At 64.3% G+C, this 24,016-nt stretch carries 24 protein-coding genes; 12 read left to right on the plus strand and 12 right to left on the minus strand.

Features of this window, described 5'->3' with window-relative positions; all coding sequences use genetic code 11:
* Window positions 1-95: 95 nt before the first annotated feature.
* Genes V8J83_RS07115 through V8J83_RS07125 form a run of 3 tightly spaced genes read right to left on the minus strand, consistent with a single transcriptional unit; the run spans window position 96 to window position 2,402 of the window.
* Window positions 96-1,442, minus strand: a complete 1,347-nt coding sequence (locus V8J83_RS07115; RefSeq protein WP_339984889.1) for an MATE family efflux transporter — start codon at window positions 1,440-1,442, stop codon at window positions 96-98.
* Between the two features lie 4 nt (window positions 1,443-1,446).
* The gene (locus V8J83_RS07120) at window positions 1,447-1,950 is read right to left on the minus strand and encodes a PaaI family thioesterase (protein ID WP_339984891.1); all 504 of its coding nucleotides are present in this window, start codon (window positions 1,948-1,950) and stop codon (window positions 1,447-1,449) included.
* On the minus strand, window positions 1,947-2,402 hold the full coding sequence (locus V8J83_RS07125) for a PaaI family thioesterase (protein ID WP_339984893.1): 456 nt from the start codon (window positions 2,400-2,402) through the stop codon (window positions 1,947-1,949). Before V8J83_RS07125 ends, V8J83_RS07120 begins: the two co-directional genes overlap by 4 nt.
* Window positions 2,403-2,527: 125 nt before the next feature.
* Between V8J83_RS07125 and V8J83_RS07130 the strand changes: the two genes are divergently transcribed.
* From V8J83_RS07130 to V8J83_RS07175, 10 genes are all read left to right on the plus strand, one after another.
* The gene (locus tag V8J83_RS07130; protein ID WP_339984895.1) at window positions 2,528-2,893 is read left to right on the plus strand and encodes a MerR family transcriptional regulator; all 366 of its coding nucleotides are present in this window, start codon (window positions 2,528-2,530) and stop codon (window positions 2,891-2,893) included.
* Window positions 2,894-3,092: 199 nt separating this feature from the next.
* Entirely contained in the window at window positions 3,093-3,482 is a 390-nt protein-coding gene (locus tag V8J83_RS07135; RefSeq protein ID WP_339984897.1) for a MerR family transcriptional regulator, read from the plus strand.
* A gap of 36 nt (window positions 3,483-3,518) precedes the next feature.
* Window positions 3,519-5,294, plus strand: a complete 1,776-nt coding sequence (locus V8J83_RS07140) for an acyl-CoA dehydrogenase C-terminal domain-containing protein (RefSeq protein WP_339984899.1) — start codon at window positions 3,519-3,521, stop codon at window positions 5,292-5,294.
* 205 nt (window positions 5,295-5,499) lie between these two features.
* Window positions 5,500-6,069, plus strand: coding sequence for a hypothetical protein (locus V8J83_RS07145; protein ID WP_339984901.1), 570 nt, complete (start codon window positions 5,500-5,502; stop codon window positions 6,067-6,069).
* Window positions 6,069-6,281 (plus strand): hypothetical protein, encoded by a 213-nt coding sequence (locus V8J83_RS07150; protein ID WP_339984903.1) that lies wholly within the window; start codon window positions 6,069-6,071, stop codon window positions 6,279-6,281. The genes V8J83_RS07145 and V8J83_RS07150 overlap by 1 nt, the downstream gene beginning before the upstream one ends.
* A 333-nt stretch (window positions 6,282-6,614) precedes the next feature.
* A complete protein-coding gene (locus V8J83_RS07155) occupies window positions 6,615-7,238 on the plus strand; it encodes a glutathione S-transferase family protein (protein WP_339984905.1) in 624 nt (207 codons plus the stop codon).
* Between the two features lie 81 nt (window positions 7,239-7,319).
* Window positions 7,320-7,871 carry a membrane protein insertion efficiency factor YidD gene (gene yidD, locus V8J83_RS07160; RefSeq protein WP_339984907.1) on the plus strand — a complete coding sequence of 184 codons (552 nt, stop codon included), beginning with the start codon at window positions 7,320-7,322 and terminating at the stop codon, window positions 7,869-7,871.
* A 120-nt stretch (window positions 7,872-7,991) separates the two neighbouring features.
* Window positions 7,992-9,203, plus strand: coding sequence for an acetyl-CoA C-acetyltransferase (locus V8J83_RS07165; protein WP_339984909.1), 1,212 nt, complete (start codon window positions 7,992-7,994; stop codon window positions 9,201-9,203).
* A gap of 15 nt (window positions 9,204-9,218) precedes the next feature.
* Window positions 9,219-10,187 carry a hypothetical protein gene (locus tag V8J83_RS07170; RefSeq protein WP_339984911.1) on the plus strand — a complete coding sequence of 323 codons (969 nt, stop codon included), beginning with the start codon at window positions 9,219-9,221 and terminating at the stop codon, window positions 10,185-10,187.
* Window positions 10,184-12,385 carry a 3-hydroxyacyl-CoA dehydrogenase NAD-binding domain-containing protein gene (locus tag V8J83_RS07175; RefSeq protein WP_339984913.1) on the plus strand — a complete coding sequence of 734 codons (2,202 nt, stop codon included), beginning with the start codon at window positions 10,184-10,186 and terminating at the stop codon, window positions 12,383-12,385. Before V8J83_RS07170 ends, V8J83_RS07175 begins: the two co-directional genes overlap by 4 nt.
* Window positions 12,386-12,449: 64 nt before the next feature.
* Here V8J83_RS07175 and V8J83_RS07180 read toward each other — a convergent pair whose 3' ends face one another.
* Entirely contained in the window at window positions 12,450-13,016 is a 567-nt protein-coding gene (locus V8J83_RS07180) for an outer membrane beta-barrel protein (RefSeq protein ID WP_339984915.1), read from the minus strand.
* Between the two features lie 178 nt (window positions 13,017-13,194).
* Window positions 13,195-13,890: a VPLPA-CTERM sorting domain-containing protein gene (locus tag V8J83_RS07185; RefSeq protein ID WP_339984917.1), complete on the minus strand. Its 696-nt coding sequence runs from the start codon at window positions 13,888-13,890 to the stop codon at window positions 13,195-13,197.
* Between the two features lie 201 nt (window positions 13,891-14,091).
* On the opposite strand from V8J83_RS07185, the gene V8J83_RS07190 reads away from it, so the two are divergent.
* Together V8J83_RS07190 and V8J83_RS07195 are read left to right on the plus strand one after the other, a co-directional pair.
* On the plus strand, window positions 14,092-15,723 hold the full coding sequence (locus V8J83_RS07190) for an AMP-binding protein (protein ID WP_339984919.1): 1,632 nt from the start codon (window positions 14,092-14,094) through the stop codon (window positions 15,721-15,723).
* A gap of 111 nt (window positions 15,724-15,834) precedes the next feature.
* The gene (locus V8J83_RS07195) at window positions 15,835-16,854 is read left to right on the plus strand and encodes a hypothetical protein (RefSeq protein WP_339984921.1); all 1,020 of its coding nucleotides are present in this window, start codon (window positions 15,835-15,837) and stop codon (window positions 16,852-16,854) included.
* A gap of 86 nt (window positions 16,855-16,940) precedes the next feature.
* On the opposite strand, the gene V8J83_RS07200 is transcribed toward V8J83_RS07195, so the two are convergent.
* From V8J83_RS07200 to V8J83_RS07230, 7 genes are all read right to left on the minus strand, one after another.
* Window positions 16,941-17,711 (minus strand): hypothetical protein, encoded by a 771-nt coding sequence (locus V8J83_RS07200; RefSeq protein ID WP_339984923.1) that lies wholly within the window; start codon window positions 17,709-17,711, stop codon window positions 16,941-16,943.
* 74 nt (window positions 17,712-17,785) lie between these two features.
* Window positions 17,786-18,418 (minus strand): uracil phosphoribosyltransferase, encoded by a 633-nt coding sequence (gene upp / locus V8J83_RS07205; RefSeq protein ID WP_339984925.1) that lies wholly within the window; start codon window positions 18,416-18,418, stop codon window positions 17,786-17,788.
* A complete protein-coding gene (locus tag V8J83_RS07210) occupies window positions 18,415-19,389 on the minus strand; it encodes an adenosine deaminase (RefSeq protein ID WP_339984927.1) in 975 nt (324 codons plus the stop codon). Before V8J83_RS07210 ends, upp begins: the two co-directional genes overlap by 4 nt.
* Window positions 19,386-20,594: a phosphopentomutase gene (locus V8J83_RS07215; protein WP_339984929.1), complete on the minus strand. Its 1,209-nt coding sequence runs from the start codon at window positions 20,592-20,594 to the stop codon at window positions 19,386-19,388. Before V8J83_RS07215 ends, V8J83_RS07210 begins: the two co-directional genes overlap by 4 nt.
* Window positions 20,594-21,904 carry a thymidine phosphorylase gene (locus V8J83_RS07220; protein WP_339984931.1) on the minus strand — a complete coding sequence of 437 codons (1,311 nt, stop codon included), beginning with the start codon at window positions 21,902-21,904 and terminating at the stop codon, window positions 20,594-20,596. The genes V8J83_RS07215 and V8J83_RS07220 overlap by 1 nt, the downstream gene beginning before the upstream one ends.
* A complete protein-coding gene (locus tag V8J83_RS07225; protein WP_339984933.1) occupies window positions 21,901-22,302 on the minus strand; it encodes a cytidine deaminase in 402 nt (133 codons plus the stop codon). Before V8J83_RS07225 ends, V8J83_RS07220 begins: the two co-directional genes overlap by 4 nt.
* Window positions 22,303-22,385: 83 nt before the next feature.
* A complete protein-coding gene (locus V8J83_RS07230) occupies window positions 22,386-23,978 on the minus strand; it encodes a response regulator (RefSeq protein WP_339984935.1) in 1,593 nt (530 codons plus the stop codon).
* Window positions 23,979-24,016 lie beyond the last annotated feature (38 nt).

Raw genomic sequence — 24,016 nt, forward strand, 5'->3', positions numbered from 1 at the left:
TTCGTTCCTTTTCAGCGCCCTGCCCCCTGGTTGCAACCTTGCAACCCCAGGTCGGACCGCCGCTTCCTTGTTTCAAAAATACTCAAAAAAAAAGATCACGCCGCCCCACGCTCCAACCCCGGATATTTCGCCCCCAACGTCACCCCGCGCGCCGCAAAACTGATCAGCAGCGCCATCCAGACCCCGTGGTTTCCAAACGCCGGGATCAGCGTCAGCACCGCCACCAGGTAAACGCCCGCGCTGATGATCATCATGTTGCGCATGTCCCGTCCCCGCGCCGCGCCGATGAAAATCCCGTCCAACATCCACGCCGCGCACCCCACCAGCGGCGCCGCGATCATCCATGGCAGGTAGATCCGCCCCGCCGCCTGTACCTCCGGATCCTTGGCCAGCACGTCGATCAGCACCGGCCCCAACGTCCAGAACAGCAATGCGAAGGCCAAAGATATCCCCAGACCCCAGATCGAGGTCAGCACCGCCGAGCGCCGCACCCGCCCCGGATCGCCACGCCCATAGGCCCGCGCGATCAAGGTCTCCGCGGCAAAGGCAAAGCCATCCATCGCATAGGCCGTCAGGTACATGAACTGGATCAGCACCTCATTCGCGGCCAGCGTCACGTCGCCGAATTGCGCACCCAGAAACGTGAACGAGGTGAAAATCGCCATCAACAACGCCGACCGGATCAGGATATCCACGTTCAGCAGCGCCATCTTCACCATCCGCGCCCGCTCGAACACCCGGCCCCAATCGCGCCAATCCGCCCGCGCAAACGCGTCGCGGCAAAACCAAAGCGCCAGCCCCGCGCCCACCACCTCGGCGATGGCGGTCGACAAAGCCACACCCGCAACGCCCCAGCCAAATCCGAGCACGAACAGGAAATTCAGGCTGATGTTCAATCCATTCATCAAGAGCTGAATCCAGAACACCGCCCCCGTCCGCTCCTGCGCGATCAGCCAGCCCGTCAGCGCATAAACCGAGATCGCAAATGGCGCGGCCCAGATGCGAATGAACAGATAGTCCCGCGCCAGCGCCTCGACCTCCGCACTCGTCGGCTCCCACGAAAACGCCGCCCACACGATCACCGGATAAAGCGCAATCAGCAATATACCCCCCGCCCCCGCGATCATCAGCGCACGCGTCAGGATCGCCGAGACCTCCGCCATGTCCCCCGCGCCCTCGGCCTGCCCTACAAGGCCCACCGTGCCCATCCGCAGGAATCCGAAGATCCAGAACACACTGGTCAATATGATCGCGCCAATGCCCACCGCACCAATCGGCGCGGCCTCGCCCAACTGCCCCACGACACCCACATCGACGATCCCCAAAAGCGGCACCGTCGCGTTGGACAACACGATCGGGCCCGCGATCTTGAGTACCCGCTTGTGGGTCAAGGGTTTCGGCGGCGAAGTGTGCGGCGTGCTGGCGTCGGCTGGCACATCCATGGCGCTACGGGCGTTCCGGCATCAGGAAATGCCCCGTCGCCTGCGCAAACAGGCGCTCGCGATTGTCCTGCCACGCTTCGACATGCACGCTTGCATAGCGCCGCCCGGACCGGTTCACCCGCGCTCGCGCATAGGCATCGCGCGGCAGGCCCGAACGCAAATAATCCACGGTGAAATCAATCGTCTTGGGCAGCCGCGGCAACGTGTCTGGCGTCAGGCTGTCGGCATCCAACCGACCGCTTTCCACCTCATCCCACAGCAGGTGGAACGACAATTCCATGATGGCGCAGACTTCCAGAAAAGACGCCGTTGCGCCGCCGTGCAGGGCGGGCAACATCGGGTTGCCGATCAACTTTTCATCATAGTTCAAGACCGCGGTCAGCTCATCGCCGCGCCGGTCGAAACTGACCCCGAGGGTGCGGATATAGGGCACGCCTTCAACCAAAGCGGCCAGCGCCTTGTCGCGCCGCTCCTTGATGACATGGACGGGTTCGGGGGCTTGTCTCATGGGGCCACCTCGTTGCGCGTGACGGTGAAGGCTCCGGTTGCCGCCGCAACCGGGCGCGTGTCGTCGGCGTCAAACGCTTCGGCCCGCACAAACGCCACCGAGCGCGTGACATGGTAGCAATGCGCACGCGCCGTGATCCGGTCACCGGGCGTGGCCGGGCGCATGTAATCAATACGAAGGTCGATGGTTGCGGTCGGCAAAACGGCATCCGGGTGCCCCATCACAGCCGCCCCACCACACGTATCCATCAGGGCCGAGACAGCCCCGCCATGGATCACATTGGTGCGCGGATCGCCCACAAGGCGCGTATCATAGGGCATCGAAATCACCGCAAGGCCATCGCCAAACTCATCCAGCCGCATCTGCAACGCCTTGGAAAACGGCAGCGCCTCGATGAATTGCCGTGCAATCGCCCCCTTGCCGGATGCGGTGGTCTGTGACGTCGTGCGCATGACATGCCCCTCATTTGTCCCTGGATCATGCGGTGTCGCGGGGCGGGTGCAAGAGGGAAGTGACTTAACAAAAATCGCCGCGCGGGTCATACTGCGTCCCAGGGGAAGACAAGAGATAAAAAGCGATGCCCGACGACCGCCTTGATTTCAAAGCGATGTGTGCAAAGTTCGAGGTGACCCCGCGCACGTTGCGCCATTACGAATACATCGAATTGCTGTCCCCCGAACGCGAGGGCCGCGCTCGGTTCTATGGGCCGCGCGAAGTGGCGCGGATGACCCTGATCCTGCGCGGGCGGCGGTTCGGCTTCAGCCTTGAAGAAATCCGGCAATGGCTTGAAATCTACGACAAAGGCGAAGGCTGGGAGGCCCAGAAGGAAATCTGGCTCGACTATGCCGACCGGCAATTGGACGAATTGGCCAAGCGGCGCGTCGAACTGGACGAGATCATCGCCGAGTTGAAGGCCCTGCGCGACGCAACCGCCGCCGGGTGATCGCCGGGTGACCCTTGTCAACGCGTTTCGTGGGCTTCGAAAATTACCCCTGACCTTACGTCATTTTGACTGACCTTTCGTCAGCCGGAAAATGACGCAACGTCCCATTTACGTAAACGTCATCGATGCTTGTAGAAATGGGTATCGACTCGCAAGTGGGGCAGACAACACGGATGTTTTTGTACGGGGAAGCCTGACCATGACCCAGCAAACCATGACGATCCGACAGATGTGTGATGCATTCGACGTGACCCCTCGGACCTTGCGCTTTTATGAATCGAAGGAGCTTTTGTTCCCTCTTCGCGACGGGCAACGCCGCCTATTCACCCGCCGGGACAGGGCGCGTCTGAAGCTGATCCTGCGCGGCAAGCGTTTTGGCTTCAGCCTCGAGGAAATCCGCCAGCTACTGGACCTTTACACCGTCGACGACAGTCAGCGCACACAACTCAGCCAGACGCTGGCCATCGCGAAAGAGCGGTTGTCGGATATGGAACGCCGCCGCGCCGAGCTTGATGAGGCGATCGACGAATTGCGCAATCAGATGCTGTTGGTTGGCGACATGCTCACCAGCAACAAACCCGCCGCCTGACCACGACCCAACACCACCCTCAGGGAGGATATAAACATGCCGAGCTACACCGCCCCCACCAAGGATATGCAGTTCATCCTGCACGACGTGCTCAAGATCGAAGCCAGCGACATCCCCGGCTATGGCGATCTCGATCGCGACTTCACAACGGCGATCCTGGGCGAAGCCGGCAAGATCAGCTCGGAAGTGCTTGCGCCACTCAACGTGGTCGGCGACACCGAAGGGTGCCGGATGGAAAACGGCATCGTCTACACGCCCACGGGTTTCAAGGACGCCTTTGACCAGATGCGCGACGGCGGCTGGCCCGGCATCGACATGCCCGAGGATTACGGCGGCATGGGCCTGCCTTATGTGATGAACACCGCCACCGGAGAAATGTTCTCCTCCGCCAACCAGGCCTTCACGATGTATCACGGCCTGACCCACGGTGCGGCCTCTGCGATCCTCGTGCACGGGACCGACGCGCAGAAAGACACCTACCTGCCCAAGATGGTGTCCTGCGAATGGACCGGCACGATGAACCTGACCGAGCCGCATTGCGGCACCGACCTCGGTCTGATGCGCACCAAGGCCGAACCGCAGGACGATGGCAGCTATAAAATCACCGGCCAGAAGATCTTCATCTCAGCCGGTGAGCATGACATGGCCGACAACATCATCCACCTCGTGCTCGCCAAAATCACCGGCGCGCCCGAGGGCATCAAAGGTGTGTCGCTCTTCATCGTGCCGAAGTTCATGGTCAATGACGACGGCTCGCTTGGGGCCCGCAACGCGGTCGCCTGTGGCAAGATCGAAGAAAAGATGGGCATCCACGGCAATTCGACCTGCGTGATGAATTACGACGGGGCCACGGGTTTCCTGATCGGTGAGGCGCACAAAGGCATGCGCGCGATGTTCACCATGATGAACGAGGCGCGCCTGGGTGTCGGCATGCAAGGTGTCGCTCAGGCCGAGGCGGCGTTCCAGAATGCGCTCGACTACGCCAAGGACCGCCTGCAGGGCCGCGATGTCACCGGCGTCAAGAACCCCGATGGGCCCGCCGATCCGCTGATCGTGCATCCCGACATCCGCCGCAACCTGATGGAGCAGAAAAGCTTCACCGAGGCCGCGCGCGCCTTCCTTCTGTGGGGCTCGACCCTGATCGACCGCGCGCATCGCTCCGAAGATGCCGATGCCGACGGGCTGGTGTCGCTGCTCACGCCGGTCATCAAGGGCTTCCTGACGGACAAGGGCTACGACATGACCGTCCAGGCGCAGCAGATCTACGGCGGGCACGGCTACATCGAGGAATGGGGCATGTCGCAATTCACCCGCGACGCCCGGATTGCGATGATCTACGAGGGCGCGAACGGCGTCCAGGCGCTCGACCTGGTGGGCCGCAAGCTCGGGCAGGACGGCGGCAAACACGTCATGGCCTTCTTCGATCTGGTCAAGGGCTTCTGCAAGGACAACGCCGATGTCGAGGGGATGGAGGCGTTCGTTGAGCCCCTGAAGCGCGCCTCCAAGGATCTTCAGGCCGCGGGCATGTATTTCATGCAGGAAGGCATGAAGAACCCCAATAACGCGCTCTCGGGCAGCTACGATTTCATGCACCTCTTCGGCCACGTCTCGCTTGGCCTGATGTGGTCGATGATGGCCAAGGCCTCGCTTGAGGCGCTGGCCAATGGCACGACCGATCCCGATTTCCACAACACGAAGCTCGCCACGGGCCGGTTCTACATGCAGCGCTCGCTGCCGATGACGGCCACGCATCTGGCGCGGATCCAGACCGGGGCAGACCCCGTGATGGCGCTGGACGCCGCCAACTTCTGATCCCGCCCCGGCGCCATGTCGTTGCAAACGGGCCGGCCAGCTTTCTGGTCGGCCCGTTTCCGTTCGCGGGCCTTTTGCCAACTGCATTCTTGCGCAGTGCGGCGGGCGTATCCGGCCATGAACCGCACGTCCGGGGCCGCACCGCCCTTGTCGTCGGCGGAATTCTGGCCATGATCGGCGGCAGTCTCATCCCAAAGGATCAACGATGCTCCGACGCTTCCGCCCCGTGCCATATCCCATCCACAGCCGATTGTTCGCCCTTGCCACCGTGGCCGCCGTCGCGCTCGCCGCGCCGACAATCGCACAGACCGAGGCCGAGCTTGCCGAAGCGCGCGGCGCGATCGAGCAATTCGAGGCGGCGTTTTCGGCGGGTGAGTATTCCGCGCTTCTGACCGCAATGCCCCCGCGCATTCTGGAAACCATCGCGGCGCAAGCGGGTATTTCGGCCGACATCCTGACGGCGCAAATGGAAACGCAGATGACGGCGATGATGTCACAGATGACGCTGGAAAGCTTCGGGATGGATCTGCGCTCGGCGACCTGGGGCGAGACTTCGACCGGTTTGACCTACGCGCTTGTGCCGACCCAAACCGTCATGACGCCGCCCGGGTCGGACAGCGTCCGGTCGCGGACAACAACCCTGATGCTCAACGAGGCCGGAACCTGGTACCTGATCCGCGTTGACAGCGCACAACAGACAGACATCTTGCGCCAGGCCTACCCGGAATTCACCAACGTCAGCTTCCCTGACGGCTCCATGGAGGTTCTCGACTGATGCCCAAACGCCTGCGCCTGACCCGCCGACCGAACATCGCCATGTCCGAGGATGGCTTTCGCAAATTGCGCGGCCTTGCGAAAGAAACGGGACTGGATGAGGGCGAATTCCTCAGCTTCCTCTTCGAGCATTGGGGCAGCGTGATAAACGAAGAGAAATTCATCGCGCGCCTGCGCCTGTTCAATTCCGAGATCGACGCCCGCAAACGGTAACACCCGGCGCCGCCGGAACAATCAGCGGCGCGTCACCGCAAGAGCGACGCCGAACACCAAATGAAACGGGAGGCAAGGAAGGGGACGTCGCATCGGCCCGACTGAAGCTCCGGGGTCCAACGAAGCGATGCACGGGTCGACACGACGTCTTCACCTATTGCAGCCACCGGCGTTTCCACCAATGCCACATCCCCACAATCGCGCGTTAACCTTAACAAATCATTACCTGCGCCTTCATCTTTTCAGAAAAAACGCATCACCGGTTTTTGGGTGTGAAACCCACGACCGGCGCAGTAAGAACCTTAAGGCCCGAACCGGGCACAGAGAGGGATCATGACCAACACGCTTTATTGCTTCGGGGAATCCGGCAACGCCTACAAGGCCGCGCTGGCGCTTGAATTGGCCGGGGTCGACTGGACACCGCGCTTTGTCGATTTCTTCAAGGGCGCGGCCCGCAGTCCAGAGTTTCTGGCCATCAACCCGATGGGCGAGGTGCCGGTGCTGGACGCGGACGGGACCCTCCTGACCCAATCGGGCGTGATCCAGAAATGGGTCATGGACACGACCGGAGCGCTCGGCGATGCGGATCCGCTGGAGATCCTGCGCTGGACCATATTCGACAACCAGAAGATCTCGGGCGTCGCCGGACCGCTGCGGTTCATGATGAATTTCCTGCCCGAGGACAAACGCAATCCCGATGTGAACGGGTTCCTTTCGGGCCGCCTGAAGGCCGCGCTCGGCGTATTGGAGGGCGAATTGACCAACCGCGACTGGCTGGCCGGGGATACGCTGACCTGCGCCGACATCTCCTGCGCGGGCTATCTGTTTTACGACGAGCCCTTCACGTTTTCGCGCACCACCTATCCCGCCATCGACGCCTGGCTGACCCGCATCAGCGAAACGCCGGGCTGGAAACACCCTTACGACCTGATGCAACGCGCGTTCGGGACTTCTTAATCCCGCCCCGCGTCACAGTTTCAACGGAAACGCGGACTATCCCCCGTCAAAGCCAAGACACCGAACAAACGGGCGGCATCCATGGTCAGTCAAATCGCTCTCGGGGCCATCTGGGGTTACCAACGCTACATCTCGCCGCGCAAAGGCTGGCGGTGTGCGCATTCCGTTCTGCATGGCGGGACGGGGTGTTCGGGTTTCGCCAAATTCGCAATCCGCGATCATGGGCTTTGGTCGGCGCTGCCGCTTGTCCGGGCCCGCTTCCGGGCCTGCCGTGAGGCCTCGCACACCTTGCGCGCCAATTGCGCCGTGCATGCACAGCGCAACCCTGAGGATGGCAGCGGCGAAGATGGGCGCCCATACCGCGGATCGCGCCGTGGCAAACGCAAGAAAGACGGCGGTTGGACGGCTGCATCTGACGCCTGCGACTGCGGTGCGACCGGATGCCTTCCGGCCCTTGCCCTGCCCGCATTTTGCGCCTCCTCGGCAGGCCCGGAGGCACAACCAGCCCCCCTGCCCGATAAGGTGCCCTCCGGCAATCCGGACGCGAATGGATGCGATCTTGGCGGCATGGAGTGTTCCGTGCCATCCTGCGATGGGTGCGGGAGCTGTGACTGCGCGCCGTCCTGCGGCTGAAACCAGCCACAAAAACGTTACGTCGTAAAGGCTTCTGGCGCTTGCGCCGCGCCATTTGATACGCACATGTCTAAGACGACCGCTGCGCTCGGCGCAGTTCTCGCACGATGGAGACACCCGATGACCGACGCCTATATCTACGACGCGATCCGCACCCCCCGTGGCAAGGGCCGCAAGGACGGCGCATTGCATGAGGTCACCGCTGCCCGTTTGTCGGCCTTCACGCTGAACACATTGAAAGAGCGCAACAACCTCGAAGGCCACGCGGTCGAGGACGTGATCTGGGGCAACGTCACGCAGGTCATGGAACAGGGCGGCTGTCTCGCGCGCGCCGCCGTGCTGGCCTCCGATCTCGACGAAAGCATCCCGGGGCTCGCCATCAACCGCTTCTGCGCCTCGGGGCTAGAGGCCGTGAACCTCGCCGCCAATCAGGTCAAGGGCGGCGCAGGAGACGGCTACATCGCAGGTGGGGTCGAGATGATGGGCCGCGTCGCGATGGGCTCGGACGGGGCCGCGATGGCCGTTGATCCGCAGCTTGCCATGGACAGCTATTTCGTCCCGCAAGGCATTTCCGCCGATATCATCGCAACCGAATACGGCTTCAACCGCGATGAGGCCGATGAATTCGCCGTCGAAAGCCAACGCCGCGCCGCCGCCGCCTGGGCCGAGAACCGCTTTGACAAATCCGTCATCCCCGTGCACGATCAGAACGGCCTCACCATCCTCGATCGCGATGAATACATGCGCCCGCAGACCGACATGCAATCGCTCGGCGCGCTCAAACCCGCCTTCAAGGAGATGGGAGAAATCATGCCCGGTTTCGACGCCGTGGCCCTGATGAAATACCCGCATCTCGAAGCGATCAACCACATCCACCATGCGGGCAACAGCTCCGGCATCGTGGACGGCGCCGCCGCGGTTCTGATCGGTAACAAGGACTTCGGCGAGAAATGGGGCCTCAAACCCCGCGCCCGGATCCGCGCCAATGCCAAGATCGGCACCGATCCCACGATCAACCTCACCGGCCCCGTCCCCGTGACCGAAAAGATCCTGTCCGAAACCGGGATGGCGATCGGCGACATCGACCTGTTCGAGGTCAACGAAGCCTTCGCGTCCGTGGTCCTGCGCTTCCTGCAGGCCTTCGACGTGGATCATGGAAAGGTCAACGTCAACGGCGGTGCCATCGCGATGGGCCACCCACTGGGGGCGACGGGTGCGATGATCCTCGGCACGCTGCTCGATGAGATGGAGCGCGCCGACAAGGAAACCGGCCTCGCCACACTTTGCGTCGCCGCAGGCATGGGATCGGCCACGATCCTCGAGCGCGTCTGACCGGGGCCAGCGTCGATGCCGATGGACCCCGCAGGCAACAAGATGCCGGACCCCTCGGCGGTCTACCAGGATTGGTTAGACCGCGGGTCCGCCTGCCTGATGGAGGGCAAGGCAGACGCGTTTTGTGAGATGATCGGCCTGCCGTTCCGCATGGCCACAATCGGTGGCGAAACCATCTTCGAAACGGTCGACGCATTACGCACCGACACCATGAACGTGATCGAGTCGCTGCAAGGCAATGGCGTGACGCACTACATCCGTCTGGTCAAAAAGGCCCGCTACGTGCGCGAGGACCTGATCGAAGGCTGGCATTCGACCCATGTATTGCGCGACGCGATCGAGGTCGTGCCATCCTACCGCAATCGGATGATCCTGCGCCGGACCGGCGGCGAATGGCGCGTCACAGAGGCCGAGCACGAACTCTCCGGCACCCGCACGCCGGTTGCCCTGCTGCGCAGCTTGCCGGGGGCGATGGCCGAGCAATGGGAACAACCGATGAGCGACATCCGCGCCAGTCAGGCGCGCGCCGAACCGCTCTACGCGGCCTTTGTGGATGCTCTCAGCGAGACCGTCCATACCCGCGATGTCGACGCCTGGTGTTCCTATTTCGCAGAGCCCCATGAGGCGCATTTTGACGATGCCGATCATATCGTCGGTGCCGATGAGGAACGGCGATTCTTCGCCAGCCTCTGCACCAAGATGGATGCGTTGAAGGCCAAGCGTTTCGTGCGGCGGGTGAAATTCGCCGAGTTCGTCGCGGCGGACCGTATCGTCGGATACCACGACACCACCATGGAGCGCGACAACGAGATCCTGTTCGGCCCCGTGCGCAGCCGCATGGTTCTAACCCTCAAAGGCGGACGCTGGCTGTGCAGCTCCGTGACAAATTCCCTGTCGAACAAGCAATTCGCGCTGAACGATTTCATCGTGAGTGAAACCTTGCCGACCCTCAGAGACATCGAAAAGAGGATGAAGACAAGATGACCGATTTTACGATGCAAGTGCATGATGATGGCGTGGCCGTTATCACTTGGAATGTGCCGGGCAAGTCGATGAATGTCCTCAACCGCGAGGCTTTTGCGACCTGCGAGGCCCTGATTGACCAGGCGCTGGCCGACGACGCCGTCAAAGGCATCGTGATCACGTCCGGCAAGAAGGATTTCGCCGGCGGCATGGACCTTAACGTACTGGCCTCGATCCGCGAGGAAAGCGGCGACAACCCGGCCCAGGGCCTGTTCGATTTCATCATGAACGGCCACCGCATCCTGCGCAAAATCGAACGCGCGGGCATGGAGCCGAAAACCAACAAGGGCGGCAAACCCATCGCCTGTGCGCTGCCCGGCACCTGCGCGGGCATCGGCACCGAGATCGCGCTGGCCTGCCACCATCGCGTGATGGCCGACAATCCCAAGGCCAAGATCGGCCTGCCCGAGATCCTCGTGGGCCTCTTCCCCGGCGCCGGCGGCACCACGCGCTATTCCCGTATGGTCGGCGCCATGGCCGCCGCTCCCGTCCTGCTTGAAGGGCGCATGCTGGATCCGAAGAAGGCCAAATCCGCCTCGCTGATCGACGACGTTGTCCCTGCTGAAGAGCTGCTCGCCAAGGCCAAGGACTGGGTTCTGAACGCCGCGCCCGCAGATATCGTCAAACCCTGGGATGCCAAGGGTTACAAGATGCCCGGCGGCGCGCCGTATCACCCCGCGGGCTTCATGACCTTCGTGGGTGCTTCGGCGATGATCCACGGCAAGACCAAGGGCGTCTATCCGGCTGCCAAGGCCCTGCTCAGCGCGATCTACGAAGGCGCGCTGGTCGATTTCGACACCGCGCTCAAGATCGAGGCGCGCTATTTCACCCAGGTTCTGCTGAACCCCTCGTCCTCGGCGATGATCCGGTCGCTCTTCCTCAACAAGGAAGCGCTGGAAAAGGGCGCGAACCGCCCCGATGTCGCTGATCAGACCGTCAAAAAGGTCGGCATCCTGGGCGCGGGCATGATGGGTGCGGGCATCGCCTATGTCTCCGCCAATGCCGGGATCGACGTGGTCCTGATCGACGCGGCGCAAGAGAGCGCCGACAAGGGCAAAGCCTATTCCGAAGGCCTGCTCGACAAGGGCATGAAGCGCGGCAAGGTCACCGACGAGAAGAAAACCCAGGTCCTGGACCGCATCACCGCCACCACCGATTACGACGCGCTGAAGGGCTGCGACCTGATCGTGGAGGCCGTGTTCGAGGACCCCAAGGTCAAGGCTGAAGTCACCGCCAAGGCCGAGGCCGTGATGAACGCCGACGGCATCTTCGCCACCAACACCTCCACCCTGCCGATCACCATGCTCTCCAAGGCCTCAAGCCGGCCGGATCAATTCATCGGCATCCACTTCTTCTCGCCCGTCGACAAGATGCTGCTGGTCGAGATCATCAAGGGCAAGCAAACCGGCGATATCGCCGTTGCCAAGGCGCTCGATTTCGTCCGGCAGATCCGCAAGACGCCCATCGTCGTCAATGACGAGCGCTTCTTCTACGCCAACCGCTGCATCCTGCCTTACGTCAACGAAGGCGTGCGGATGGTGCAAGAAGGGGTCACGCCCGCATTGATCGAGAATGCGGCGAAGCTTGTGGGCATGCCCCTGGGCCCGCTGCAACTGACCGATGAAACCTCCATCGACCTCGGTGCCAAGATCGCGCGCGCCACCAAGGCGGGCGATCCGGAGTATGATGACACCACCGACGAGCTGATCTTCTGGATGGAAGACGAGGGCCGTCTGGGCCGCAAGGCCGCCGCCGGGTTCTACGCCTATGACGACAAGGGCAAGCGCACCGGCCTCTGGGATGGGTTGTCCACACGTTATCCCCAAAGTGATACACAGCCCGAGCTGATCGAAGTGCAGCATCGCCTGCTCTTCGCGCAGGTGTTGGAGGCCGTCCGCGCGCTGGAGGCGGGCGTGCTGATGGACATCCGCGAAGGCGACGTCGGTGCCATTCTGGGCTGGGGCTTCGCGCCGTGGTCCGGTGGCCCCTTCGGCTGGCTCGACATTCTCGGGACGGCTTATGCCGCCGAGCGGTGCGATCAACTGACGGCGGATTATGGCGACCGCTTCGCTTGTCCGCCGCTCCTGCGGGAGATGGCCGACAAGGGCCAAAGCTTCTATGGCCGCTTCGGCAGCGGGACCGACGCGAAAGCCGCCTAATCCCCTATCGCGCAATGAAAAAGGGCGCCCAACCGGCGCCCTTTTTGCAATCTGAACGCGGGGCTCAGAACCGGAACGCAGCCCGAGCGCCAAAGGTCGTCACGGTCACGTCACTGCCGCCGAAATCATCCAGATCAATGCGCGAGATACCACCGCCGATCATGATCTGTTCATTCAGCATGTAGTCCGCCCCGATCCCGTATTGGACGCCGCCCTCATATCTACGTCGGTCGCCCGCATCCGAGCGCGTCGCCCAGGTGTGGCCCAATTCGCCATAGACCAGGAATTCACCCAGATCATAGCCGACCTCGACCCCGACCGTCGCCAGCGACCCAAACGACGCATCGCCGCCGCCACCGCCCACTGGCGGCGTATCGAAATTGCCGAACGACAGTGACGCCGCCGCGCCCAGTACAACCTGCCCAAGGTCCTGGCGATACCCGCCGCTGAGCCCGTACATCAGGCCGTCACCATCGGCGGTCGTCGTACCACCGCCCGGCACCTCCAGCTCGACATCGGCGAAATCCAACTGCGCCCCGGCATAAAGCCCGGTCCAATCGCTTCCCTGTGCCTGTGCGGCAACGGGGGTCATCAACACGGCACAAGCCGCGAAAACGCGTATATACTGCATGCTTGCCTCATATTTTTGTATATTTTGTCTATACCGCTACAGTATCGCGGACGACTTGCGCAAAGGCTTTCTGTGGATAACTCGAAGAAGTGATCGTAGCGATCCGGGCCACGCGCCAGCCGCAGAAAAGAAAAGGGGCCCTAAGGCCCCTTCCAATAACTTCGATCTGCAGACCGGATTACGCTTTCGCGCGGCCCCGGCGACGCGCCACGGCGATCCCACCGATACCGGCCAGCAGGAGCAGGCCGGAGGCCGGAAGCGGAACCGGCGCAAGGCCAACCTGTGCGCCGTCGATGGAGAAGCCGTCGTTGCGCGCCTGATCCAGCGTGATCAGGGCCGAGCTCTGCGGCGTATCGTAGACAATCGTCACCAGTTGCGAGGTCGACCCGCGCAGGCCCGAGATCGCTTCCGATGCGCCCCCCGCGTTCACCGTCAACTCCGAGAATTCACCATGGTCGGTCAGCACGAACATCACCGTGTTGAACATCGATCCGGTCGAGGCGAACCAATTGATGCCGAGCGTGTCGTTGCTGTCGAGGAAGTAGGTGCCGCCCACCTGATCGGTGCGGCCGAACACGTTGCCATCGCGCAGCGCAAGGAACTGACCCGTGTTGCCGGGCAATTGCGTAACCGTCCCGCCCGAGCCCGTGCCACCGGCCGTGTTGAACACGCCGACGGAGGTGGAGAAGTTCAGGCCAACTTCGCCTTCGCCCTGCGCCGTTCCGGCCGCTTCGAAGTTCTCGCCGACAAACGCACCGGTGCCGAAGCCATTTCCATAAGAGTTGCCGTCGAACGCTTCGACGGTGATCGTTGCTGCGCTGGCAATACCAGCCGACAACGCAAAGCTAAAAAGGGCCGCTAGGGTGGTTTTCATGACGGGTCTCTCTCGTACAAGTTTACTCAATCTTGACCGGTGATACCGGGCAGATGCGGCATAACAAAGGCTCGGTTAGGAAACACTGTGTTCCGCGGTCGGAATCGGCGATGTGACGTGACGTTCTTTTTGGGTGCCACCGGACCGATAGCCAAGCTAAGGTGCCGAACGTTGGGCGAAGCGTACCGGAAAGGGTGGACCATGGGTTGGATGAAAGACGAAACCGGGCTCGACAGAACGGCGGCCAATTACGTGCCGCTGACCCCGCTCAGCCACCTCGCACGCGCCGCCCGGGTGTTCCCGCAGCGCACCGCCGTTGTCGATGGCACGCATCAGGCCACTTATGGCGAATACCACGGCCGCGTCTCGCGCCTGGCTTCCGCGCTTGTCGCGCGCGGCATCGCCCCCGGTGACGTCGTCGCCACCGTCCTGCCCAACACCTACCCCCATGTCGAGGCGCATTTCGGCGTGCCCGCCGCGGGGGCCGTGCTGAACGCGATAAACATCCGCCTCGATACCGGCACCGTCGCCTATATCTTCGACCATGGCGAGGCCAAGCTGATCCTGGCCGACACGCAATTCCTGCCGCTGGTCGAAGCCGCCGTCGCTGCCATGGAGGGGCCGCGGCCCACGATCATCGAATGCCCCGACCCCGATGCCGGCCACGCCGCCACGGGCCGCTTCACCACCTACGAAGAGCTTCTGGCCGAGGGCGATCCGACCGCCCCCTGGCACATGCCCGAGGATGAATGGGAAAGCCTGGCGCTCAACTACACCTCCGGCACAACCGGGCGGCCCAAGGGCGTCGTCTACCACCATCGCGGCGCCTACCTGATCACCATGGGCACGCCGATTGCCTGGCGCATGACCCTCTACCCCACGCTCCTGACCATCGTGCCGCTCTTCCATTGCAACAATTGGTGCCACACCTGGACCATGCCCGCGGTCGGCGGCACGCTTGTGTGCTGCCGCGAGATCACCGCGCGTGCGATCTACGATGCCATCGCCGATCGCGGCGTGACCCATATGGGCGGCGCGCCGATTGTGCTCAACATGATCGTCAACGCCAAACCCGATGACCGCCGCGCCTTCGATCACACCGTTGAGGTCTTCACCGCCGGTGCGCCCCCCGCCGCCGCCACGCTGGCCGCGATCGAAACCATGGGCTTCAACGTCACGCAGGTCTATGGCCTGACCGAAACCTACGGCCACGCCACCGAATGCCTCTGGCAGGACGACGATTGGAACGCCCTCGCCCCCGATGACCGCGCCACGATCAAGGCGCGGCAGGGCGTGCCACTTCCCAACATGGACGACATCGCCGTGATGGACCCCGCCACCATGACCCCCGTGGCCCGAGACGCGACCGAGCAGGGCGAGATCATGATGCGCGGCAATTCCACGATGAAGGGCTATTACAAGAATCCGGCCGCCACCGCCGAGGCCTTCGCGGGCGGCTATTTTCACACCGGCGACATCGCCGTGCAACATCCCGACAGCTACATCCAGATCGCCGACCGCGCCAAGGACATCATCATTTCCGGCGGCGAAAACGTCTCTTCCGTGAAGGTCGAGGGCGTGCTGATGGCCCATCCCGACGTCTCGCTCTGCGCGGTTGTGGCCAAACCCGACGACAAATGGGGCGAAGTGCCCTGCGCCTATGTCGAGTTGAAAGAGGGGGCCACCGGCGACGCCGATGCGATCATCGCCTTCGCCCGCACGCAACTCGCCGGGTTCGAGACGCCCAAGCGCGTGGTTTTCGAAGAGCTGCCCAAAACCTCCACCGGCAAGATCCAGAAGTTCGAGCTTCGCAAACGCGCCGCCGCGCTTTAGCCCCCGAACGGGCCCCGTGCGCGTTGTCGCACGCGCGTGTCTCGTGCTACTCTCGCGCCATAACAAGCGTGCGAACGGCGCGCGACAAACCCGGGCACCGCAAAACAGGCTATGACAGCGCTCCAGGAATACCGGCGGCTTGAGGCCATTGGCCTCTGGCGCGAACACGCCGAGGATCAACGCCGCGAGGTGATCGTCGCGCTCGGCGATGTGTCCCTTGTGATGTCATCGCCCTCCGGCGAGGCCATCGGCCACTGGTCCCTGCCCGCCGTTGAACGCCGCAATCCCGGCAAGCGCCCCGCGCTCTACGCCCCCGCCCCCGACAGCGAGGAAGAGCTTGAGCTGTCCGACCCCGAGATGATCGCGGCCATCGAACGCATCTGTGCGGCCATCGCCCGGACCCGCCCGCACCCCGGGCGCCTGCGTCTCTACCTTGCGGGCGGCGCGATCCTGGTCGGCGTGCTGGCCGCCGCCCTGTGGCTGCCCGATGCGATGATCCGGCAGACCGTGTCGCTTCTGCCGCCCGCCAAGCGGCTCGACATCGGGCATCAGCTTCTGGCCGAGATCTCCAACATTGCCGGCCGTCCCTGCGGCGCAAGCAGCGGGCGCACCGCCCTGGTCCGCTTGGCCAGCCGCACCTACGGCCCCGATAATCCGCCCCGCATCGTCGTCTTTCCCGCCACCATCCCCGATACGCTCACCCTGCCCGGCGATATTGTCGTGGCCTCCGCCGCGCTGGCGGAGGATTACGAGACGCCCGAGGTCTTCGCGGGCTACCTTCTGGCCGAGCGCACCCGGTCCGAGGCCACCGACCCGGTCGAGGCGCTCTTGCGCCACGCGGGCATCGGCGCGACCTTCCGGCTTCTGACCACCGGTGATATCGCCGCCGAGCCGATCCATGCCCATGCCGCGACGCTTCTGTCCCATGACACGATGCGCGCCGATGAGAGCGTGTTGCTTGATCATTTCGCCGAGGTCGGCATCTCCTCGCAACCCTATGCCTTCGCGCAGGATGTCTCGGGGGAATCTGTTCTGGGCCTGATCGAGGCCGATCCCCTGCGGGGCCAAACGACCGAACCGGTCCTGACAGATGGCGATTGGGTCAGCCTTCAGGAAATCTGCACCAGCTAAACGCATCCGCCCCCGACCAATGGGCCGAGGGCGGATCATATCACCTGAAATCCGGCGCTTGCGGCCGGAAGCTCACGGACGCGCGGTTACTGCCGCAACAGGATCTGACGCGACCCAAGCGGCACCGCGACCAGACGCCGTGGCACCGTATCGGTCCACACCATGCGCATCTGCTGCTCGCCCTCTGCCGTGCCGATCCCGCGATAGGGGTTCAACCGATCGTCCTCCCACGCAAAGCGGTAGCCCGCCGGTGGCCGGTTCATCACAAAGGTGCGCGGCACGCCTGTGGCCGGATCACTTGTGGCCGGTACCAGCAAGGTTCCCGATCCAACCGATTGGCCGTGGCCCGGATGCACCGCATTCGCGCCACAGACCGCCTCCGCCCCGTTGAAATAGGGCTGCGCCGACACCGGATGATGACCGCAGGTGGGGCTGGCCGCATGGGCAACCGCCGTCGCCGGGGCTGTTGCGCGCCCCTGCGCTGCGGTGGCCGGTGCGGGCGCAGAGGCCACCACGCGCGATGGCGCTTGCGGCACCGGTGCGGGCGTCGCGGGCGTCTCGCCGATGACCACGACACTGTCGTTGGAGAACGGATCTTGCACCGCGACATCGCCTCCGCCCGTGGGTTGGAACCCGCAGACCGGCTGCCGGTCGCGTCCGACGCGCGGCACCCATTGCGTTGTCGCCCCAAAGCCCACGCGCACGAAGACGCAGCCCTGACTGTCGACATATTGATCGCCGGTAAACCCAGACGACGGCGTTTCCGCCGGAACCGATTGTGCAAATGCAGCGCCGCTCAGCAAAAGCCCGACCGTCAGGCTCAATGCAGCAGCGCGAAAACGTGGCGTCTTGGCCATACGAATATCCCCCCGGAAATCGTTATCCGCTCAGTTTGGGCGAGTCGCAGGGCCAAGTAAAGGCAACGCAACGTTTATTTGGTCCCGAACATCCGGTCGCCCGCATCGCCAAGCCCCGGCACGATATAGCCGTGGTCGTTGAGATGGGTGTCGAGCGCCGCGGTCACGATCGGCACATCCGGGTGCGCCTGCCGCATCCGCTCCACCCCCTCGGGCGCTGCCAGAAGGCACAGGAACCGGATGTTCTTCGCGCCCCCCTCCTTCAACAGATCAATCGCCGCCGCCGAGGAATTGCCCGTGGCCAACATCGGATCGACCACAATCGTCAACCGCTCGCCAATCGCTTCGGGCACCTTGTAATAATACTGCACCGGTTGCAGCGTCTCGGGGTCGCGGTAAAGCCCCACAAACCCCACCCGCGCATTCGGTATCAGCTCTAGAATACCGTCGAGCAACCCGTTGCCCGCCCGCAGGATCGACACCAGCGCCAGCTTCTTGCCCGCAATCGTCGGCGCCTCCATCGGCTGCAACGGGGTATCGACCGTCATGGTTGTCATGGGCAGATTGCGCGTCACCTCATAGGCCAACAAGTGGCTGATTTCCCGCAACAATTGCCGGAACGACTTGGTCGAACATTCCTTATCCCGCATCAGGGTCAGCTTGTGTTGCACCAAGGGGTGATCCACCACGGTCAAATGCTCACTCATGTCAAACGCTCCCGAAGTCTGTCTTTTGTTGTCGCATCGCAAAAGGCAGCCGCAAGCGCGGTCTCCGTCACCTCCGCGAAATCCTCTTCGCCCCATCCGAATGCGCGCTCCAACCCCTCGTATTCACGGGTCATATTCGTGTGGAAGAACGGCGGATCATCGGTCGAAACCGAGACCTTCACGCCGCGCTCGCGCAGGCGCTGGATTGGATGCGCCTGCAGCGTCGGGTAGACGCCCAGAAACACATTCGATCCCGGGCAGACCTCCAACACGATCCCCCGCTCGGCCAGCGCATCGCACAGCGCGGGGTCGTCAATCGCCTGCACCCCGTGCCCGATCCGCGCCGGTGCGATGTCCGCCACCGCTTCCCGGACCGAGGCCGCGCCGCCCCATTCCCCCGCATGGGTGGTCAGCGCCAATCCCGCCTCCCGCGCGCAGTCGAACGACCACAGGTAGTCGCGTTGATGGCCGACCATCTCGTCGCCCGCCATGCCGAATCCCACGATGAAATCGCCCGCCGTCTCTGCCGCGCAGATCGCCGCCGGGCGCGCCTTGTCCGGCCCGAAATGCCGGATGCAGGTCACGATCCCGCGCAAGGTGATGCCCATGTCACGTTCGGCCTCGGCCCCCACCTCGGCGATCGCCGCCAGATACTCGCGCCACGCCGCCACATCGCCCCCGCCGCAGAAATCCGGGCTCAGGAACGTTTCGGTGTAAATCACACCCTGCGCCGCACTTTCCTCCAGAACCGCACGGGTCAGCCGCGCAAACTCCTCGGGCCCCGTCAACACGCTCGTTGCGGCCTCATAGACCGACAGGAAATGGTTGAAATCGCGATAAGCATAGCTGCCGTCCTCGCGGAAAATCGCGCTCAGATCGACGTTCTTCTCCGCCGCCAGCCCCCGGATGAACGCCGGCGGGGCCGCGCCCTCATGGTGCAAATGCAGCTCGATCTTCGGCAAATCCTTCACAGGAAATTCTCCCCCGCGCCGCGCGCGCGCAACCCCAGATGTGCCGCCACCGAGGCACCCACATCCACAAATCCTCGCACGCCGATCTGCCCCGAATACGGCCCCGCCGCAACCACCGGCACGCGCTCGCGGGTGTGATCGGTCCCGGTCCAGCTCGGGTCATTGCCGTGGTCCGCCGTGAAGATCATCAAATCGTCGGGCCGCAGCCCCGCCAAGACCGGCGCAAGATGCGCGTCGAACCATTCCAAATGCCGCGCATAGCCCGAAATATCGCGCCGGTGGCCGTAAAGGCTGTCGAATTCCACGAAATTCGCGAAGGTCAGGCTACCATCATCCGCCTCTGCCACCGCCTCGGCCAGATGTACCATCAACTCCGCATCCGGCCCTTTAGCCACCTGTCCCACGCCGCGGCCTGCGAAAATATCGCGGATCTTGCCAATCGCGCGGGTCTGCCGCCCCTCCGCCATCGCCCAATCCAGAAGTGTGTCGCCCGGCGGTTCAATCGCGTAATCGCGCCGGTTCGACGTCCGCGTGTAGTCCCCCGGCGTGCCCACAAAGGGCCGCGCGATCACCCGGCCCACCCGCATCGCGTGCAACATCGGCGCCAGCCCTTCGCACAGGGCCAGCAACCGCTCCAATCCAAAACGCTCCTCATGGGCGGCGATCTGGAACACGCTGTCGGCGGAGGTATAGCAAATCGGCCAGCCATCGCTCTGATGCTGCGCGCCGAAATCCTCGATCACCTTCACCCCGTTGGAATGCTGGTTGCCGTGGATCCCCTCGGTGCCCGCGATCCGGCACACCTCCGCCACCACCTCGGGCGGAAAAGACTGCGTCTTGTCCGGGAAATAGGTCCAATCCCACGGCACCGGCAGGCCCGCCAATTCCCAATGTCCCGTCGGCGTGTCCTTGCCGGGCGAGATCTCCTGCGCCGCGCCCCACAGCCCCGTGGGCACAGCATCAAGGCCTTCGCCCTGCGCCCCCGACGCCAGCCGCAGCGCCGCGCCAAGCCCCAGTGCATCCAGCACCGGCATCCTGAGCGGCCCGCTGCGCCCCTCTTCCGCCCGGCCCTGCACGCAGGCCTGCGCGATATGGCCCAACGTGTTCGCGCCCGTGTCCGGCACGCCGTCGTTGAAGAAATCGCCCGCATCCGGCGCGCCGCCGATGCCCACCGAATCCATCACCACCAGGAACGCCCGCCCCATCACCCAACCCTTTCATGGATCAGTGGCGGCGGCTTCACCGCGCGATCCGAAAGCCGGAACGCCTTGCGCAGCTTGGCCGCCACCGCGCGCCCCGCCTCTTCCGTGGCGCAATGGATCCGCGCCAGCGGCACCGCCGCGTCGACCGCCATGCCGATCCGCGCGATATCGCTCAGCCCCACGGCCGGGTCGATCCGGTCGCCCTCCGCCTGCCGCCCGCCGCCCAGCGCGACCACAACCTCGCCCAAAGCGCGCGTGTCGATCTCCGACACCACACCCGCCTCTCCCGCATGAATGTCCATCATCACCCGCGCCGCCGGAAGCCGGTCGGGCCAGCGGTCCACAAAATCCATCGGTCCGCCCAATTCCGCGACCATCTCGGCGAAAACCCCGGCCGCAGCCCCGCTTTCAATGGCCCGCGCGATCCGCATCTCGCCATCCGCCGCATCCTCGGCCAGCCCGCCAAGGGCCAGAACTTCACCGCCCAACGCCTTCGACAGCCAGAACAAATCACTCTCGGCATCCGCCCCCGTCAGCACCTCCATCACCTTGATGACCTCCAACGCATTGCCCGCGCTGTTGGCCAGCGGCTGGTTCATGTCCGTCACCAGCGCCGAGGTCATGCACCCCGCGCCCTGCGCCGTTTTCACCAGCGCCTGCGCCAGTCCCAGCGCATCCTCCGCCGCGCCCATGAACGCCCCCGTCCCGACCTTCACGTCCAGAACCAGCGCCTCCAACCCCGCGGCCAGCTTCTTGGACAAGATCGAGGCCGTGATCAAATCAAGCGACGCCACCGTGCCCGTCACATCGCGCACCGCATAAAGCCTCTTGTCGGCGGGCGCGATATCCGCACTCGCCCCCACGATCGCGCAGCCAACATCGGCCACGATCTCCTGCAAATCGTCCGGGTCCACGTCCACGTTGTAGCCCGGTATCGATTCCAACTTGTCCAGCGTCCCACCGGTATGGCCAAGCCCGCGCCCCGAAATCATCGGCACAAACGCGCCGCAGGCCGCCAGCGCAGGCGCCAGCACCAGCGATACACAATCACCCACACCGCCCGTCGAATGCTTGTCCAGAACCGGGCCGTCGAGGCGCCATTTCAACTTGCGCCCGGTCTCCCGCATCGCGGTCGTCAATTGTACGCGACCCGCCTCGCCAAGGCCCTGCTGGCACACCGCCATCGCAAAGGCCCCCGCCTGCGCGTCGCTTACCTCTCCGGTCGCCAACCCCTCGGCAAACCAATACACCTCCGCCTCCGTCAGCGTCTCGCTGCCCCGCAGTTTCAAAAGGATCGAACGCGCGTCGCTCATGGCGTCCCGGACACGTGCCCGGCGGTGAACTGGCCCGGCAACAAATCCGCAACCGTCACCGTTTCACTGGCTCCGCCGGTCGTGCCCATCGTCACCGTCACATCGCCCTGTGCAAATTCCGCCAGTTTCTGGCGGCACCCGCCGCAGGGCGGCACCGGCGTGGGGCTGTCGGCAATCACTGCGATCTCCGCGATCCGTGTGTCGCCGGCCGCAATCATCGCCGCAATCGCGCCCGCTTCGGCGCAGGTGCCCTCGGGATAGGCCACATTCTCCACGTTGCAGCCCAGATGCACCCGGCCTTCGACCGAGCGCAGGGCCGCTCCGACCTTGAAGTTGGAATAAGGCGCATGGGCGTTTTCGCGCACCCGCGCCGCATGCGGAAGGAGAGGCTCAGCCAAGGGAACACCTGTGGGTCTGTTGATCGTGATCGCGCCCACCTTGCGGCCCGCGCGGGCCAAGCGCAAGGCGTCACGCCGCGGGGTCATCCCCCCGCAGCATCCTCGCGCCCGGCACCGCCATCGTTGCCGCCATCGTTGCCGCCATCGTTCGGGGCGCCATAGGTGTCCCGAAGCCGCGCGACCTCCTCGATCAGCGCCACGAGATCGGCCCGGATCGGCGGGAACAGCACATCGAAGCGCTCCGTCGAATGGCGCTTGGCCGCGATGTTCAGCGTCTCGGCATTGTGGCACAGCCGGTCCGCGCCCACCGCCCCCGAAATCGCGATCAGGATATGGGTCTGCGCGCGCATCTCGTCGGTGTCGGCCGCCGCGTGGGCCCCATCCATCGCCTCCAGCGTCACGGCCAGGTCCTCACCCAGACGCTGCAGCAATTCCGCCCGCCCGTCGGGCCCCGCGACCTCCATCAGGCGGTCGAACCGCCCACGGTCCAAGAACGCGCCCCCCACTTCCACCGGCGCGTCCGCGTCGCCGGGCGGCTGCGTGGCCTCGCCCACATGGCGCAGGATCGCGCGGCCCAGATCCTCGGCGGAGGGCACCGGCTTGCCGATGATCCCATCGGCCCCCGCTGCATAAATTGCCTCGCGATTGTCGCGTAGCACATAGGCGGTGATCGCCACCAACGGCATCGCAGCCACCGCGCCCGGCATCGCGCGCACCGCCTCCATCACCTCAAGGCCCGACATTTCCGGCATCTCGATATCCAGAAGCGCGATATCATAGGGTGCCTCCGACAACGCCCGCAGCGCCGCACGCCCGTCTTCCACGAAATCTGCCTCGGCCCCCATCGGCTCCAGCATATGCCGCAGGATCGTCTGGTTGGTCAGGTTGTCTTCAGCCACCAACAGGCGCAGGCCCGACAGGCTGACGGCTTGCGTCGGCCCATAGGGGATCTCCGTGTCATCGGTCAGGGCGCGCGCGATCCGCAGCCGTGCGCAGGCCCCGCCCGCCTCGTTGCGCAGCGTCAGATCCAGCCCGAGATCGCGTGACAGGTTCCGCGCGATCTTCAACCCAAGGCCCGACCCCGCCGTCGCAGCCGGCTGACGCGCGGCTCCGCCCCGCAGAACCTCTTCGGGAAAGCCCGGTCCCGCGTCGCAGACCTCCACCGCGACCGCCCCGTCGTGCAGCGCGCTGACCCGGACCTCGACATCGCCGTCGGGCACGTGGTGCAAGGCATTGGCAACAAGATTGCCGACCACACGGTTCAATGGCACGGCGGCAAGTTTCAGCCGCGCAGGCAAGTGCCCCTCGCGGATGATCCGGAACCGCCGGTCCTGCTCTGCCGCCGGTCCGCGCCACCGATGCGCCAGGCCCCGCAACCATTCCTCAAGCCCCACCGGCCCCGCATCGTCGCTCGCCGGGCGCTCGCCCGCCGCCTCCAGCAGAACGTGATCCACAAGGGCCGCCAGCGTATCGGCGGCGGCCCGCACCCGGTCGATCTGAGTCTGCGTCTGTGGGTCCAGCCGCGACGGATCGACAAGGCGCAGCCCGCCGATCACGTCCGACATCGCGGCGCGGATATCGTGGGTCATGTGCCGCAGGCTGCGCGGGTCGTCTGCGGTGTCCGAAAGGCTGGCCGCGTCACGCACCGGGTCGCGCGGGGGGATATGGTCCATCATGGCTACAACTATGCGATCGGCCCGGGCCCGGTGTCAGC

Origin of the sequence: Gymnodinialimonas ulvae, assembly GCF_037543845.1 — a bacterium.
Classification (GTDB): domain Bacteria; phylum Pseudomonadota; class Alphaproteobacteria; order Rhodobacterales; family Rhodobacteraceae; genus Gymnodinialimonas; species Gymnodinialimonas ulvae.